Genomic DNA, 15,580 nt, shown 5'->3' with positions numbered 1-15,580 from the left:
AAGTATGCTATCTAACAGCAAGTGGATTAATATGTTTTTATAACTAGGATTATTTAATGATTGTACAGAGATTCTGTACATCATCATCAAAAGTATCCTTATTTTTTGCTCTATTTTTAACTGCTGAACGATAATTATAAATGGTTTGTGGGGAATAAAAAAGGAGAGATGCTATTTCTGAGCTTTCCTGTACACCTAGCCTAATCAAGGCATAAATACGCTGTTCATTAGTCATAGAGTTCTTGGGCATTTTTTCTTTCTTTTTAGATTGTCCATCAATCAGAAGACTGTTAAATTCATCTATAAAAGTAGGATAAAGATCAAGAAAGGCTTTGTCGAACCTATTAGTAAATGTTTTAGCATTTTCTTCTGACAAACGCGAGGAAGATATAGTACTAAGAAGTTCATTAACTTGATTAGCTTTTATTTTTCTCTTTACTAAATTTTGATATTTACTTAGTCTGTCAATGTATTTGGCACATAGGTCAATATACAGCTTGGCAAGCCCTTCCCTTTTACGATTTGTATCTAGCAGGGCTGAATTGAGAATATTAAGTTTATTGTTTAGCAGAGTGAGCTGATTATTACTATCACAAAATTGCTTCCTATGTAAGGCAAGAAGCTTGTTTTGGCGGAATATCAATACTATTCCGAAAATGGAGATAAAAATAAGTATGGAAATAATACTAATAGTTAATTCAAGTTTTCTATTATTTGATTTGATCATACCTTCGTAAGTTGAAACGATGGTAGGTAGTTTTTGAGATATTTCCAATATTCTAAGCCTGTTATTATATAACTTTGCATCTTCTAAAGCAATGTTGATATATTTATCGGCACGTTCTACATGGTTTTCACTTTTTTGGCCTTCTTTAAACAGAAAGATGGCGAAATCTTGTAATGCCAGATTTTCTCGTGTATTACATAACGCATCACTTATACAAGCTTGGATTAGGTATTTTTCATATTTTCGGGTATCACCATGGGCATTATAGTTATTAGCAATGGCAAAGCAGGCCATTGCATAATAACGTGAAGTTTCTTTCTGATGAGAGATAGTCTTAAAATAGTAGGAAAGAGCCTTTTTGTCATTTCGCGTGACATATATATAGTATTCACCGTGATAGAAATCATATTCAGGCATGTTGCTGGTTAGATATGGCATGGCCATTTTGAGGCTATATGCTGCCAATGCCCTATATCTTGGAGAATAATAGTCATCATTACAGTAATCACTCCTATATGAATAGAGAGTAAAGCGAGTAATATAATATAGGAAATACAACTCTTTTGGCATTTTGTTTACTTGAATCGTATTCAGTAAATTGGATGCTTCACTATAAAGTCCTCCTATACCAAAAAGTTGCACTTTATAGAGCAAATTTTGAATGACATGATCAGTCCTTTTTATTTGCTGGGAGAGCAGAATAGCTTTGTTTATATATACCCTGGCTGAATCAAATTGGTACACATAGTATTCCTGATAAAGATCTTCATATATTTTTAACAGTTCTTCCTTGCTTTGCTTTTTTTTAGCATAGTTTTTAAGTATACTAATATACATTTCTTTGGAATTGTGATATGCTTCACGATTAGAAAGAATACTATCCAATCGTGAAAGGAGTTTCTGGTTTGATGCCTGACAGGACAATCCCGCAAGCATACAGAAAAAAACAGTGTACAAAAGGCGTCTTAACATGGTTTTTTAAATATTTCTGCAAATATAACAAAAAATAAGATATTATCAAACATCTACTTAAATGTTTTTTTAAATTACATGAAAGATAATAGTAATCAATGAGTTATAGGTTTCATAAATATTCAATAATCTACTTATTTTATACTTGCATGATTAACTTGTAGAATAAAAAACTATTTTTGCCACAGAAATCTAAACAAAATGTAAACTTATCTTTTTTATGAACATCTTTAAACAATTGACAAAAAGAATTGTGTTTTGTAGCGTAGGCGTTCTACTATCACTAAGCCTTTTCGCCCAAAACATTAAGGTTCACGGAGTCGTAAAAGACGAAAGCGGGGAACCTATTATTGGAGCTACGGTAATCCAAAAAGGTACTACAAATGCCACAGTTACGGATTTGGATGGTAATTTTATCTTTATGGTTCCTTCTACAGGTACTCTTTCTATATCTTATTTGGGATATACTACAAAAAATGTACCGGTTCAAGGCAGGCAAGTTTTAGACATCGAGCTATCTCAGAGTAGCAAGCAACTTAATGAAGTTGTAGTTATTGGTTATGGCACGATGAAGAAGAGTGATCTAACGGGTTCAATAGGATCCATAGATGCTAAAAAGTTGAATGAGCAACCTGTTGCAAACATAGGACAATCTTTACAAGGAAAAGTCGCTGGTCTGCAAGTTGTAGATGCAGGAAAACCTGGTGACAATGTCTCTATTAAAATCAGAGGATTGGGATCTATCAACAACTGTGATCCTCTTGTCGTCATAGATGGTATACCAACTGATTTGGGATTGAATAATCTGAATATGGCTGATGTAGAACGAGTAGATGTATTAAAGGATGCTTCGGCAACTGCTATTTACGGATCTCGTGGTGCCAATGGCGTAATTATGATTACGACAAAGAAAGGTAAAGATGGCATAGGACATCTCTCACTGAACGTAAACTTTTCATTTCAGAATGCTACGAAAAAGCCTTCTCTGCTCAATGCTTCTCAATATGCAGAATTGAATAATGAGATGATGGCTAATGCTGGTTATGATCAGAACCCTTTATGGACAGCTCCTTCTTCACTCGGAAATGGAACCAACTGGAATGACCAGATTTTTCGTACAGGTTATCTTGAAAATTACACGTTAAGCTATTCTGGTGGATCAGATAAAGCCCATTATTATGTGTCGGGAGGTTTTCTTAACCAGACGGGTACCGTTAAAAGTGTGAGTTATCGTCGATATACCTTCGAGGCTAACAGTGATGCTCAAGTTCTAAAATGGCTCAAATTTTCAAACAGCCTTGCTTTGAGTGCTGATGTTAAGAAGCAGGGAAATTATGACTTGGGAAGTACCTATCGTGCACTCCCTATTTTTCCTGTAAAAGATGAAAACGGTGAATGGTCAGGACCTAATGGTAATTCTTTATGGTATGGTTCTACAAGAAATCCTGTGGGCCCTACTGAAATGGATCAAAACAAGACAAATGGTTATAATCTTCTTGGTAGTATTACAGGTGAAATCAGTTTTAGCAAGGATTTGAAATTTAAAAGTACTTTGGGTATTGATGCGAAATTCTGGTATATGGATAACTATACTCCAGCTTACGCATGGAAGCCTATTCCTGTAGAGCAAAGCTCTAGATATAAAAGTAATAATAAGTCATTTACTTACCTTTGGGATAATTATTTTCTCTATGACCATACTTTTGCCGAGAAGCATCATGTTTCTCTAATGGCAGGTACTTCTGCACAATGGAATGATTTTGATTATCTGAATGCACAGAAAAATCTCTTCGCTTTCGAAAATGTTCATGAAATGGACAATGGACAGAAGATGTATGCGATTGGTGGCAATGAGACAGAATGGGCTCTGTTCTCCTATATGGCTCGTGCTAATTACGATTATCGTAACCGTTATTTAATAACAGCAACCATACGTAAAGATGGCTCAAGCCGATTTGGACGCAATCATCGCTGGGGAACTTTCCCATCTGTTTCTATGGCATGGCGACTCACAGAAGAACCATGGTATAAACAGAACGAGTTACTCAATGACTTGAAAATCCGCATGGGATACGGAATTACAGGTAGCCAAGCCAGCGTAAGCAATTACAGCTATATGCCTACCTATAATACAAGTGTCTATCCTTTTGGTACAGATGGCAATGAGCAGACAGCACTTATTTCCACCACTTTGGCTAATCCAAACATTCACTGGGAACAGGTTGCCCAAAAAAATATTGGCTTTGATGCGACAATGTTCCATTCACGAATTAATTTATCTTTTGATGCATATATCAAGAAGACCAGCGATATGCTTGTAAAAGCTTCGATTCCTATTACATCTGGTTTTGAGGATACCAGTACTACTTACACCAATGCTGGTAAAGTTACCAATAAAGGAATAGAAATCACTTTACATACCCAGAATCTTAAAGGAATTCTTGGTTGGGAAACACTTCTATCCTACACGTATAATAAAAATAAGATCAACGATTTAAACAGTTCTACCCCTTATTATATTAATCAAGTTAATAATTCTTATGTCACGATGTTGGCAAAAGGCTATCCTATCAACGTATTCTACGGCTATGTAACTGACGGAATATTTCAAAATCAGAAAGAAGTTCATGACCATGCTTCTCAGATAGGTGCAGAACCAGGTGATATTCGTTTCAAAGATCTTAATCATGATGGTGTAATCAATGATGAAGACCGTACGGTTATCGGTAATCCTAATCCAAGCCATTTGTTCTCAATAAACAACAGCATGACTTGGAGAGGATTTGAACTGAGCATTTATCTTCAAGGAGTTGCTGGCAATAAAATTTTTAATGCCAATAAAATTGACCTTACAGGAATGTCTGCAGCTTACAACCAGTTGACCGATGTTCTTTCACGTTGGAATGGAGAGGGAACAAGTAACGTTATACCCCGTGCCGTCTATAGCGATCCAAATGGCAATAACCGCATTTCAGACCGTTTTGTGGAAAGTGGATCTTATCTTCGTCTAAAAACGATATCTCTTTCTTATAATTTTCCGTTGCAGTGGGTAAAAATTTTCTCTGTTGAAAGTGCTCGACTAACACTTTCATGTGAAAATGTAGCTACTATCACGGGGTATTCTGGATTTGATCCGGAAGTAGGCATTAACGGCATAGATTTGTCCAGTTATCCTGTTTCCAGAACTTTCAATATTGGTTTTAATGTTAACTTCTAAAATATCATCATGAAAAAGTTATCGGTTTTCAATATAGTATTCTTGACAGTTCTAGCTGTCCAAACAGTTACATCTTGCAGTGATAATTTTCTAGACAAAGCACCCAAGAACACGGTAGATCCAGAGACAAGTGTCACAGATTCTGTCGCTTCAGCTATGGCGAGTGGTTGTTATCGAACGCTCCAATCTTCAAATATGTATAATCAGCGTTTATGGACGCTAGATATAGTTTCAGGAAACAGCAATGTTGGTGCTGGCGGAGGTACTGATGGTATAGAAACTGTTCAGGCCTCAAACTTCACGGAAGGAAGTGATAATGGCATGGCCCTTTACATGTGGCGTTCACCATGGGTAGGCATAGGGCAATGTAATATTCTGATCAAGGATCTAGAAGGTAAAAATTTGGATGATTTCCAAAAACGCTGTCTTGGAGAGGCATATTTCCTTCGTGCACATTATTATTATATTCTCGTTCGTCTATATGGAGGCATCCCTCTACGACTTGTGCCTTATGCTCCTGGTACAACTACAGCTATTGCCCGTTCTTCTGCTAATGATGTTTACAAACAGATTCATTCTGATTGTCAAAAGGCTATGGACCTTTTACCAACTAAGAGTGAATATAATAAAGTAGATATAGGACGCGCTACTAAGGATGCAGCCATGACCATGATGGCAGATATGTATCTAACGCTTGCACCTGACCATCCAGACTATTATCAGCATGTAGTAAATCTCTGTGATTCAGTTACAGCTCTTGGTTACGATTTGAGCAAATGTAATTTTGACGCAAATTTTGACGCAAAGGTTAATAATGGAACTGAATCTATATTTGAAGTACAATATAGTGGAGATACTGAGTATGATTTCTGGGGGAACAATCCTCAGTCAAATTGGTTGTCTACCTTTATGGGACCACGTAACTCCAACTTTGTAGCTGGCTGTTACGGCTGGAATCAACCTACATCGGAATTTATGGGTCAATGGGAAGATGGTGACAAGAGAAAAGATCTTACGGTTCTTTATGAAGGTTGCCCAGACTTTGATGGAAAAAGCTATAAAAGTTCTTATTCATACACTGGGTATAATGTGAGAAAATTCTTAATTCCGAAGAGTATTTCCCCTGAATATAATACATCGCCAGCCAACTTCGTCATATATCGTTATGCAGATGTATTACTTATGAAGGCAGAAGCTCTTAATGAACTTGGCCAAACAGACCAAGCAGCAATACCTCTTAACACTGTACGTAAACGTGCTGGATTAGATGCTGTTTCTGGTCTTACGCAGTCAGAAATGCGTGATAAAATTATTCATGAACGGCGTATGGAACTCGCTTTTGAAGGGCATAGATGGTTTGATATGATCCGTTTGGACCATGGCAATTATGCTTTGAAATTTCTTAAATCTATCGGAAAGACAAATGTGACAAAAGACCGTTTGTTATTCCCAATTCCACAGACAGAGATTGATGCAAATCCTCTGATGACACAAAATCCAGGTTATTAATAAATTAAGAAATATGATGAAAAAATATATTTATGGTTTTATCGGAATATTGCTAGGAGGGCTATTACTTTCAGCTTGTACCGATCAGGACTACAAACAGTTGGATAAAGGGTCGAATCAACTCACCCTAACCGCAGCCGAGAAAGTTGATAATTTACAGGAAATCAACCATGCTAGTAATGCGATTACGCTGAATTGGACAACCGGAAATAATGCTGATACAGGTAATAGAATTTATTATCAACTCGAACTTGCTAAAGCAGGAACTAATTTTGCGGAACCGTATACAGCTTTGGCAAATGGATCACAAGTCTATACATGGAGTATAAACGAAGAAAATATCAATAATCTTATCCTAGATAAGTTTGGCGGAACAGCAGGACAGCCTACAAGTATAGATGCACGTATCAGTGCTATCGTAAATGGAGTAGATCAGGCTCAAACAGACTCCCTAACTTTTCAAATGACTCCCTATAAGGCTGTTACTACAACTCTTTATCTTATCGGTGATGCGACGCCAAATGGCTGGAGTGCAGATAATGCAACAGCGATGACACGTACAGAAAACGGTCTTTTCACTTGGGAAGGTACTTTAAAATCCGGCAACTTGAAATTTATCACGACCCTTGGACAGATTCTCCCATCATATAATAAGAATGAAAATGACTCGGTAGTATTACGTACCCGTGATGATCAACCTGACGGTAAATGGCAAATTACTGTGGACCATTATTACAAGGTGACAGCAAATCTCCTTACTGGTCAAGTCACATTCACTCAGGAAGAAGGAAATAAGCCAGCCTTTGACTATCTTTATTTTGTAGGAGATATGACAAGTTGGAATTTCGTTAATATGGCCCATGATCCTTTGGATAATTTTCTTTTCCGATATGGACATTATTTTGATCAAGGCGGTAATTTTAAATTCGGCACATCAGAAAACAGTTGGGAATATATGTATAAACCAACTCAGGAAAATGCCCTTTATAACGAAACTTCGATGCAACTGGTAAGCGGATTCAGTCCTGACAACAAATGGGAACTGAAGGATAGTGAGACGGGTAAAGCATATAAAATTTGTGTTGATATTCGGACAGGCAAGGAGCGTATGATGATGAGTGAGTTTACACCTTACAGCATGATGTATCTGGTAGGTGATGCAGCTCCAAGCGGCTGGGATCTTGGCAACGCTACACCAATGACAGCTACAGACAGTCCTTATATCTTTACATGGACAGGAACACTTAACGCTGGTGAACTAAAGTTTTCTTGCGACAAACAAAGTGACTGGCTTGGAGGCTGGTTCATGTGTGCCAACGGGAATGATGAAAATCCTACTGGACAGACTGAAAAAGCTCTATTTGTTGATATGAGCAATGACTATCTAAAAGAGGAATACAAAAACATTGATATTTCCAGTATTGATAGAAAATGGAAAATTACAACTTCCGGAACTTATACAATTACACTTAATCAACTTGAAGAGACGGTTTCTATTGTTAAGCAATAGTTTACAATATAAAAAAATAATAATAAATATGAAAATGTATCCTATATTAATGATTATTCCGCTGATATGTCAATCTTGTAGTAGTGACAATGTCGCGTTTGACAGTTCTCATATAGAGACGTTGCAACCGGCAGTCAATATCAGTTCTGAATTAAATTTAAATTTGAATACGGACAAAGCACTTTACAAACCTGGAGAGACAGTTACTATTACTGCTTCTGGTAAGATTCCGGTAGGAGCTAAGATCCGTTATCGTCATGGGAACGATGTTGTTACCAGTGATAACTTGGCTGGTAATGCATGGACATGGACAGCCCCATCCGCTAACTATACTGGTTATCTAGCTGATGTTTATACTCAAAATGACGATCATACAGAAACCGTCTATGGTACTATTGCTATCGATGTATCTACCGATTGGGCTAAATACCCCCGTTATGGTTTTGTGGCTACATACGATGGTAGTAAAACCCATTCTGTAATTCAGGATGACATGTCTTTTCTCAATCGTTGCCATATCAATGGTATCCAGTTTTATGATTGGCATTACAAACATCAATGGCCTTTAGGAGGAACAAAAGGAAACTTGATGGACAGTTATACAGATATAGCAAACCGTACTATTTATACTAGTGTTATCAAAGATTATATATCTACTCAGCATGCTTATGGTATGAAGGCTATGTTTTATAATCTATGCTATGGGGCCTTGGATGATGCAAAACAGGATGGTGTCAGTGAGAAGTGGCATCTTTATGATGATGCAGGACATGCCACGATGGATAAACTTTCTATGCCGACTGGATGGAAGAGTGACATCTATTTGATGGATGCTGCTAATGAAAACTGGCAGAATTATATAGCCGACCGTAATGATGATGTTTATGCTAGTCTGGATTTTGACGGTTATCATATTGACCAGGTTGGAGACAGGGGCAATGTCTATGATTATTATGGGAGTAAATTAAATCTTACTGATGGTTTCGCTTCTTTTATAAAAAAAATGAAGACTCGCCAATTAAATAAAAGTCTAGTGATGAATGCGGTTGCCAATTTTGGTTCTCAACAGATAGCAGAAACTGGTGATGTAGATTTCTTGTACTCTGAATTATGGAGTGGAGAGTCAACATTCAGTGATTTACTTTCCATTATGAAAAGCAATCAGTCATATAATGACAGCCTAGCTCAAGTTTATGCCGCTTATATGAATTATAACAGCAGTAAATCTGAATTTAACACTCCTGGTGTGCTGTTAACTGATGCTGTTATGTTTGCCATTGGAGCTGACCATCTTGAATTAGGCGATCACATGTTGGGGAATGAATATTTTCCAAACAGCAAGTTAAATATGAGTGACGTTTTAAAAACGGCAATCATTCATTATTATGATTTCTTTACAGCTTATGAAAATTTCCTTAGAGATAAAGGTAATCAGAATTATGATGAGATTTATAGTGGAAACAGTAATGTAATTATTAATAACTGGCCTCCAAAGCTAAATACAGTAACGGCGTATGCCAAAGAGGTTAAAGGTAAAGAAGTTATTCATCTTCTCAACTTTGTCAAAGCTAATAGTTTAAGTTGGCGCGACCTCGACGGTTCCATGCCAGAACCAGAGACAATAACATCCTTACCTTTGGGGGTACATGCTTCTTCGGTCAAGAAGATATGGGTTGCTTCTCCTGATAATTATGGTGGAGCTCCTCAAGAACTTAAATTTAAGCAGCAAGGAGATTATGTTACGTTTACTATTCCTTCCTTGAAATATTGGACAATGGTTGTCATCGAAAAATAAATAAATTATTATAATAAGAGAAAAAAAAGGATGAAAAAGATAATAAAGATTATTATTATTCTTATGATTTTACTGCCTGATTGCCTATGTGCTCAGACAGTAAAATCACCGAATGGGAATGTATTGGTGAAATTTTCACTTACAGAAGATGGAGTCCCTACCTACGAGATGTTCTACAAGCGTAAGACTGTTATAAAGCCTAGTCATTTGGGGTTGGAACTAGCTAAGAATAAGAGTGCTTCCAAAGGAATGAATGAGACGAGTCTAATTGATGGCTTTACGGAAACGTCAGCTCATGATTCTACATTTGACGAAACTTGGAAACCCGTCTGGGGAGAGACGTCAACTATTCGCAACCATTATAATGAAATGGCAGTCAATCTCTATCAGAAATCAAGTAACCGAAATATCGTAATTCGTTTCCGTGTCTATGATTATGGGATGGGACTTCGGTATGAATTCCCACAGCAGAAGGATCTGAATTATTTTATTATTAAGGAAGAGCATACACAGTTTGCAATGACAGGTGATAATATGGCTTACTGGATACCTGGTGATTATGATACGCAGGAGTATGAAACACAGATATCCAGACTTTCCCAGATTCGTGGTCTGATGAAGACTGCTGTAACAAGTAATGCATCGCAGACTACATATTCTCCGACGGGTGTCCAGACAGCTTTGCAAATGAAGAGCAATAATGGATTATATATTAATATTCATGAAGCTGCATGCGTCAATTATCCGACGATGAACCTGAATCTTGATGATAAGAATTTTATCTTCGAGTCTTGGCTTACTCCAGATGCAGAAGGTCTGAAAGGATATATACAGACACCATTTAATACACCTTGGCGTACAGTGTTAGTAAGCGATGATGCCAGGGATATGCTATCATGTAAACTTATACTGAATTTGAATGAGCCATGCAAATTAAAAGATACGTCATGGATTCATCCCATTAAATACTGCGGTGTATGGTGGGAAATGATTGTGGGTGCTAAAACTTGGAATTACACGGATGATCTTCCGTCCGTCCGTTTAGGTGTTACGGACTATTCTAAATGTAAGCCAAATAACACACACGGGGCTAACAATGCTGAGGTTCGTAAATATATCGATTTTGCTGCTAAAAACCATTTAGACGAGGTGCTTGTCGAAGGCTGGGATGAAGGCTGGGAAGATTGGTTCGGACATAGTAAGGATGACGTATTCGACTTTACAACACCTTATCCGGATTTTGATATCAAGGCTTTAAATGATTATGCTAATGATAAGGGGGTGAAACTCATGATGCATCATGAGACAAGCGCCTCGGTAAGGAATTATGAGCGTCATCTGGATGCTGCCTACAATCTGATGAACAAATATAATTATGATGCTGTTAAGAGTGGTTATGTCGGGGATATTATTCCACGAGGTGAGCATCATTACAGCCAATTTATTAATAACCATTATTTGTATTGTGTCAAAGAAGCTTCCAAACACCATATTATGGTGGACGCTCACGAGGCTGTCCGCCCAACTGGGCTTTGTCGAACATATCCGAATATGGTGGCTAATGAGAGTGCACGTGGAACAGAGTACGAGGCTTTTGGTGGTAATACGCCTTACCATACTGTCATCCTTCCATTTACTCGTCTGCAAGGTGGACCTATGGACTATACTCCAGGAATTATTGAAACAAAGCTAAGTACATGGAGCAAAAATCAAAATTATATCCATACAACTCTTGTCGGTCAACTGGCTCTTTACATGATAATGTATAGTCCACTACAAATGGTAGCAGATACACCTGAAAATTATGCAAAGTATGATGATGCACTGCAATTTGTTCGTGACGTACCTTTAGACTGGGCCGATTCAAAATATCTGGAGGCTGAGCCTGCAAAATATATTACCGTTGCCCGTAAAACTAAAGGGACAGACAATTGGTTTATTGGCGGTAAGTGCGACGGAGATGGTCATACAGCAGTTGTGAAGCTGGATTTTCTAGACAAAGGACGAAAGTACAACTGTACTATCTACCAAGATGCGCCTGATGCTGATTACGAGAAAAATTCAGAAGCTTATGTGATCACTCACAGAACGTTAAGAAAGGGCGATGTGCTCAAGATACGCGAAGCTAGAGGAGGTGGTTTTGCCATTTCTATGTTAAAAGAATAATTTAGCTTGAATTCACAAGAATTGCTATAATAACATTTTTTATTAGCTTCAAATAGTTTTGATAGTTTTTATCAGTTAAATATAATCCGTTTGTTATTAAAATAACAAACGGATTATGCTATATTATTTTTAACATCATACGATTACTTTATTCCTTTTCCAAATTCAGTAGGTGTCATTCCAAATGCTTTTTGGAAACACTTTGAGAAATATCCCGTATTGGAGAAACCAACCATGAACATCACCTCTGACACAGAATATTTACCTTCACGAAGCAACAGTGCGGCTTTCTTCATCCTTATGTCACGAATGTATTCAACTGGTGTCATGCCGGTTATTTGTTTGATGCGACGATAAAGCAATTTGTTTCCAACTCCTAATTCATTTTGCAGACTAGTAACATTGAACTCGGAATCGCTGATATGCGCTTCAATAACGGCTACAGCCTTTGCAAACAATTTATCAGCTGGTTCCTGTTCACCACTGTTTATGGAATGAGCAGCTTTTCTATCAAGTGGGAAATGTGTTCTAAAGACCCAAGTTCCTACTGAATTACGGTCAAAAGAAACAGAACCTTTGCCAAACTCAATATATTTCTTTACCATGAAGAGTCCCGAAGACACATTGTCGGCATCGTTACTCCCAGGATTGTATTTCTCGAATATAAACTGTCGTTCTGCATCTTTAATATGCATAGTGCGATTAGCAACCGAAATAGAAAGCAACTGTTTTTCTACGTCACTACGCAATGTTATAACGCTCTCGGAATCATTATCTGAATGTCGCTGAACAAACTCAAGAAGAGCATTGAACACGATATCCCAGCGCACAACATCTACATCAATATAAAGCATTGTGACATCACTGTCTACACGCATACCGCCATTACATCTTTTACGAATATCAGCTGCAAGATATTTAAGATAGCTCACAGCATCAATCGTGACAATCTGTGGTTTTATCATTTCACGATCATCACTGTCTGCATCAAGTGACTTATAAATAAGTCTATTGATAGTAGATGCCCCGTTGCGTATATCCTCCAGTTCGGAGTTCTTTGTATTATCAGAAGCAAGTAGATTATATACAGGCGAAAGAATCCTTGCCAAAGGAATTTTAAGTTCACTGCTCAGGTGAGCAAAGAAACGAGTACGAGCTTGAGCCTGTTCCATGATGCGTTGCCTTGCGATACGTTCAAGTTTCAGATTCTTCTTAACAGCATAGAAGTTCATTATCCAGCGCAAAAGTGCGATAATAAGAATTACATAGAATATCTTAGCCCAAATGGAAAGATACCAAGGTGGAGATATGATAACATCAAGACTATACACAAATGCATCATCTGAAGCATTGTCAATATTCTTCACCAACAATCTGTAGTTACCATATTCCAGTGCATTATATTGTATTTCACCATTTCTGCTGTCAAGGTTTCTCCAGTCGTTATCGCTACCTTCAAGCTTGTAGACATAAATAGCTTGTGGACTATTATTGTAAGGCATATCTGAAAGGTGAAATGAGATATTATTCTCATTGTATTTCAAGTTTACTTCGTCAGCAAAGCGTATATCACATTCGTCATTTACATATTCATGTCCGTTAACGAGCAATGAAGTAAGCATTAGTTTATGGGTCTTCACCTTTCCAGAGAACACAGAAGGTGCAACGCTAACAAAGCCGTCATTACCACCAATGTAAACCATCTTGTCGCGTGGAGAATAACTAGCAGTGAGAGCTGTGATTCCAGGTATGCGGAAATGTCGGTCGCTTCCATTCATATTGATGATGCGGCAAGTCTGCTCTCCAAGAGCCCAAATCTGTCCTCCGGCATCAACCATAGAAACTACACGGTCGGAAGTGAAACCATCTGTAAATTTATGGTCCGTCGTCTTTCCTGTATATGGATTTATCATTGTTACACCACCGTCATATCCAGCCCAGATACGTCCACGACTATCCGCCATCATATAGCTGATGCTGCGCTGCGGCATTACAGTTCGCACCTTGAAATTAACCGGATTTATGCATGCCATGCCACTACCATAAACAAGAGCCCAGATATTTCCTTTTGCATCAATATTAAGTTGACCAACATGTATATTTAATAGTTTACCCTTTCCATCAGAAATATGATGATCCGCGATGACTGTACCATGAGAATAAAGGAGTCTACGCTTATCAATCACAAACACACCTCCCATATATGCGGCAATCCATAAGCGCTTGCGACTGTCAAGCACCATATCATACGCCCATGCTGTGGAATAACGTCCGATCTTGTCTAATATAATGAAGTTGTGAAACTGTCCACTCTTTCTGTCATACCAATTAATTCCATGATCTGTTGCTACCCAAATATCACCATCAACATCCTCATAGATACGACGCACACGATTATGAGACAGCGGTGAAATCGGCGAATTCTGCCTAAACCATGAAACATGATCATATATACCATTATGGTTGTCGTATCTCAACAATCCATCTGTGCCACCCATCCACATGGTGCCCCTACTGTCGCGATAAATATAGTGCAGGCAGTTACCATCTCCACTTTGCGTAATGTCAGCAAGAGAAGTATAACTATAGAAAGATAAGCCTGAGAACATAGACATTCCATTATCTGTGCCTATCCATATATTATTAAACCGGTCACGATAAAGTGACCACACGATGTTATTGGCAAGTGATTCTTGTGAGCGCGCATCATGTATTACACGCGTTACATGACCATTTGAAGAGATGACATACAAGCCATTGTCTGTTCCGGCAAGCAAATTATCCTTAGCATCAATGACAAGAGTCTTGACAGAATTTCCCATCAGAGGGAGAACTGGGATAAACGATCGCCCATTCCAACTGTATAAAGCACCTTCCGTTCCCACCCATATATTATTATGCTTATCTGCAATTATCGCATTTACAAGTGGTTGCCTTCCCGCACCTATCATTATTCTGCGTGCGTGATTGCCATTGATGACGTATAGTCCATTGATTGTACCAACAAGTTGTCCCCAATGAGTATTGAGCAGTGAATAGACAGTCTGACTGATTCCATATTCCGCAGCATATCTTACGCTATTTCCTTTCTTTATAAAAAGTCCACGTGATGTTCCCAGCAACATTCTGTCGTGCATCATCAGCATTGCACGTATATCATGCGGTCCATTCATAGCTTTTTCTACATATCTCCCGGCATGAATATCATAAATCATGAGTCCATTTTCAGTTCCCAAATATATCATTCCGTTGCGCATACATAAAGAATGTACACGTGAATTTGCGATATCCCTTCTCTGAAAATGTGGATAGAAATTATAACCGTCATAACTATACAGTCCGTTTTCGGTTCCAAGCCACATCATTCCGCTTTCATCCTGCGTGAAACTGCAAACGGTAGAAGTTCCGTCAATATGCATATTATCAAATCTATATGGCACGGCATTTCCCTTAATGCTGCACATTAGCAGCACAATGCTTATAAACAATGTCTGATATATGATTTTCATAATGTTATGGTTGTAGTTGACTGTGTATAATATGGCAAAGATACGTATTTTAGACCAATAGATGTCTTTTTTGTTATCCGATTAAGAATATTTGTCTAATATGTAGTTTTATTTGTCTATTTTGTGTTCTTTACCCTATTTTATTGGGACTAACTTTGTCGCCATAGAATTTAAA

The 15,580-nt window shown here is 37.8% G+C and carries 7 protein-coding genes; 5 read left to right on the top strand and 2 right to left on the bottom strand.

The features are described 5' to 3' along the window. Window positions 1–49: 49 nt before the first annotated feature. A complete protein-coding gene (locus tag prwr041_RS06125; RefSeq protein WP_207155447.1) occupies window positions 50–1,699 on the bottom strand; it encodes a DUF6377 domain-containing protein in 1,650 nt (549 codons plus the stop codon). Window positions 1,700–1,919: 220 nt separating this feature from the next. Between prwr041_RS06125 and prwr041_RS06120 the strand changes: the two genes are divergently transcribed. The 5 genes from prwr041_RS06120 to prwr041_RS06100 are packed head-to-tail and all read left to right on the top strand — an operon-like array spanning window position 1,920 to window position 11,896. Further along, window positions 1,920–4,916 carry a SusC/RagA family TonB-linked outer membrane protein gene (locus tag prwr041_RS06120; protein ID WP_207155446.1) on the top strand — a complete coding sequence of 999 codons (2,997 nt, stop codon included), beginning with the start codon at window positions 1,920–1,922 and terminating at the stop codon, window positions 4,914–4,916. A 9-nt stretch (window positions 4,917–4,925) separates the two neighbouring features. After that, a complete protein-coding gene (locus tag prwr041_RS06115) occupies window positions 4,926–6,425 on the top strand; it encodes a RagB/SusD family nutrient uptake outer membrane protein (RefSeq protein ID WP_207155445.1) in 1,500 nt (499 codons plus the stop codon). A 16-nt stretch (window positions 6,426–6,441) separates the two neighbouring features. Continuing rightward, entirely contained in the window at window positions 6,442–7,935 is a 1,494-nt protein-coding gene (locus prwr041_RS06110) for a SusF/SusE family outer membrane protein (RefSeq protein WP_207155595.1), read from the top strand. 28 nt (window positions 7,936–7,963) lie between these two features. Then, window positions 7,964–9,730, top strand: coding sequence for an endo-dextranase (locus prwr041_RS06105; RefSeq protein WP_207155444.1), 1,767 nt, complete (start codon window positions 7,964–7,966; stop codon window positions 9,728–9,730). A gap of 30 nt (window positions 9,731–9,760) precedes the next feature. Then, complete coding sequence (locus prwr041_RS06100; RefSeq protein ID WP_207155443.1) at window positions 9,761–11,896, top strand: glycoside hydrolase family 97 protein; 2,136 nt, start codon at window positions 9,761–9,763, stop codon at window positions 11,894–11,896. 143 nt (window positions 11,897–12,039) lie between these two features. Here prwr041_RS06100 and prwr041_RS06095 read toward each other — a convergent pair whose 3' ends face one another. Further along, complete coding sequence (locus prwr041_RS06095) at window positions 12,040–15,405, bottom strand: two-component regulator propeller domain-containing protein (protein WP_207155442.1); 3,366 nt, start codon at window positions 15,403–15,405, stop codon at window positions 12,040–12,042. Window positions 15,406–15,580: the final 175 nt, after the last annotated feature.

It is taken from the genome of Prevotella herbatica (assembly GCF_017347605.1).
GTDB lineage: Bacteria > Bacteroidota > Bacteroidia > Bacteroidales > Bacteroidaceae > Prevotella > Prevotella herbatica.
This window is presented reverse-complemented; position numbering and strand designations above follow the sequence as displayed.

What these genes read in the sequence shown, in the direction of transcription:
- prwr041_RS06110 (WP_207155595.1), top strand. Translation starts at nt 6,442, where the DNA reads ATGAAAAAATATATTTATGGTTTTATCGGAATATTGCTAGGAGGGCTA.
- prwr041_RS06095 (WP_207155442.1), bottom strand. Translation starts at nt 15,405, where the DNA reads ATGAAAATCATATATCAGACATTGTTTATAAGCATTGTGCTGCTAATG.
- prwr041_RS06115 (WP_207155445.1), top strand. Translation starts at nt 4,926, where the DNA reads ATGAAAAAGTTATCGGTTTTCAATATAGTATTCTTGACAGTTCTAGCT.
- prwr041_RS06125 (WP_207155447.1), bottom strand. Translation starts at nt 1,699, where the DNA reads ATGTTAAGACGCCTTTTGTACACTGTTTTTTTCTGTATGCTTGCGGGA.
- prwr041_RS06105 (WP_207155444.1), top strand. Translation starts at nt 7,964, where the DNA reads ATGAAAATGTATCCTATATTAATGATTATTCCGCTGATATGTCAATCT.
- prwr041_RS06100 (WP_207155443.1), top strand. Translation starts at nt 9,761, where the DNA reads ATGAAAAAGATAATAAAGATTATTATTATTCTTATGATTTTACTGCCT.
- prwr041_RS06120 (WP_207155446.1), top strand. Translation starts at nt 1,920, where the DNA reads ATGAACATCTTTAAACAATTGACAAAAAGAATTGTGTTTTGTAGCGTA.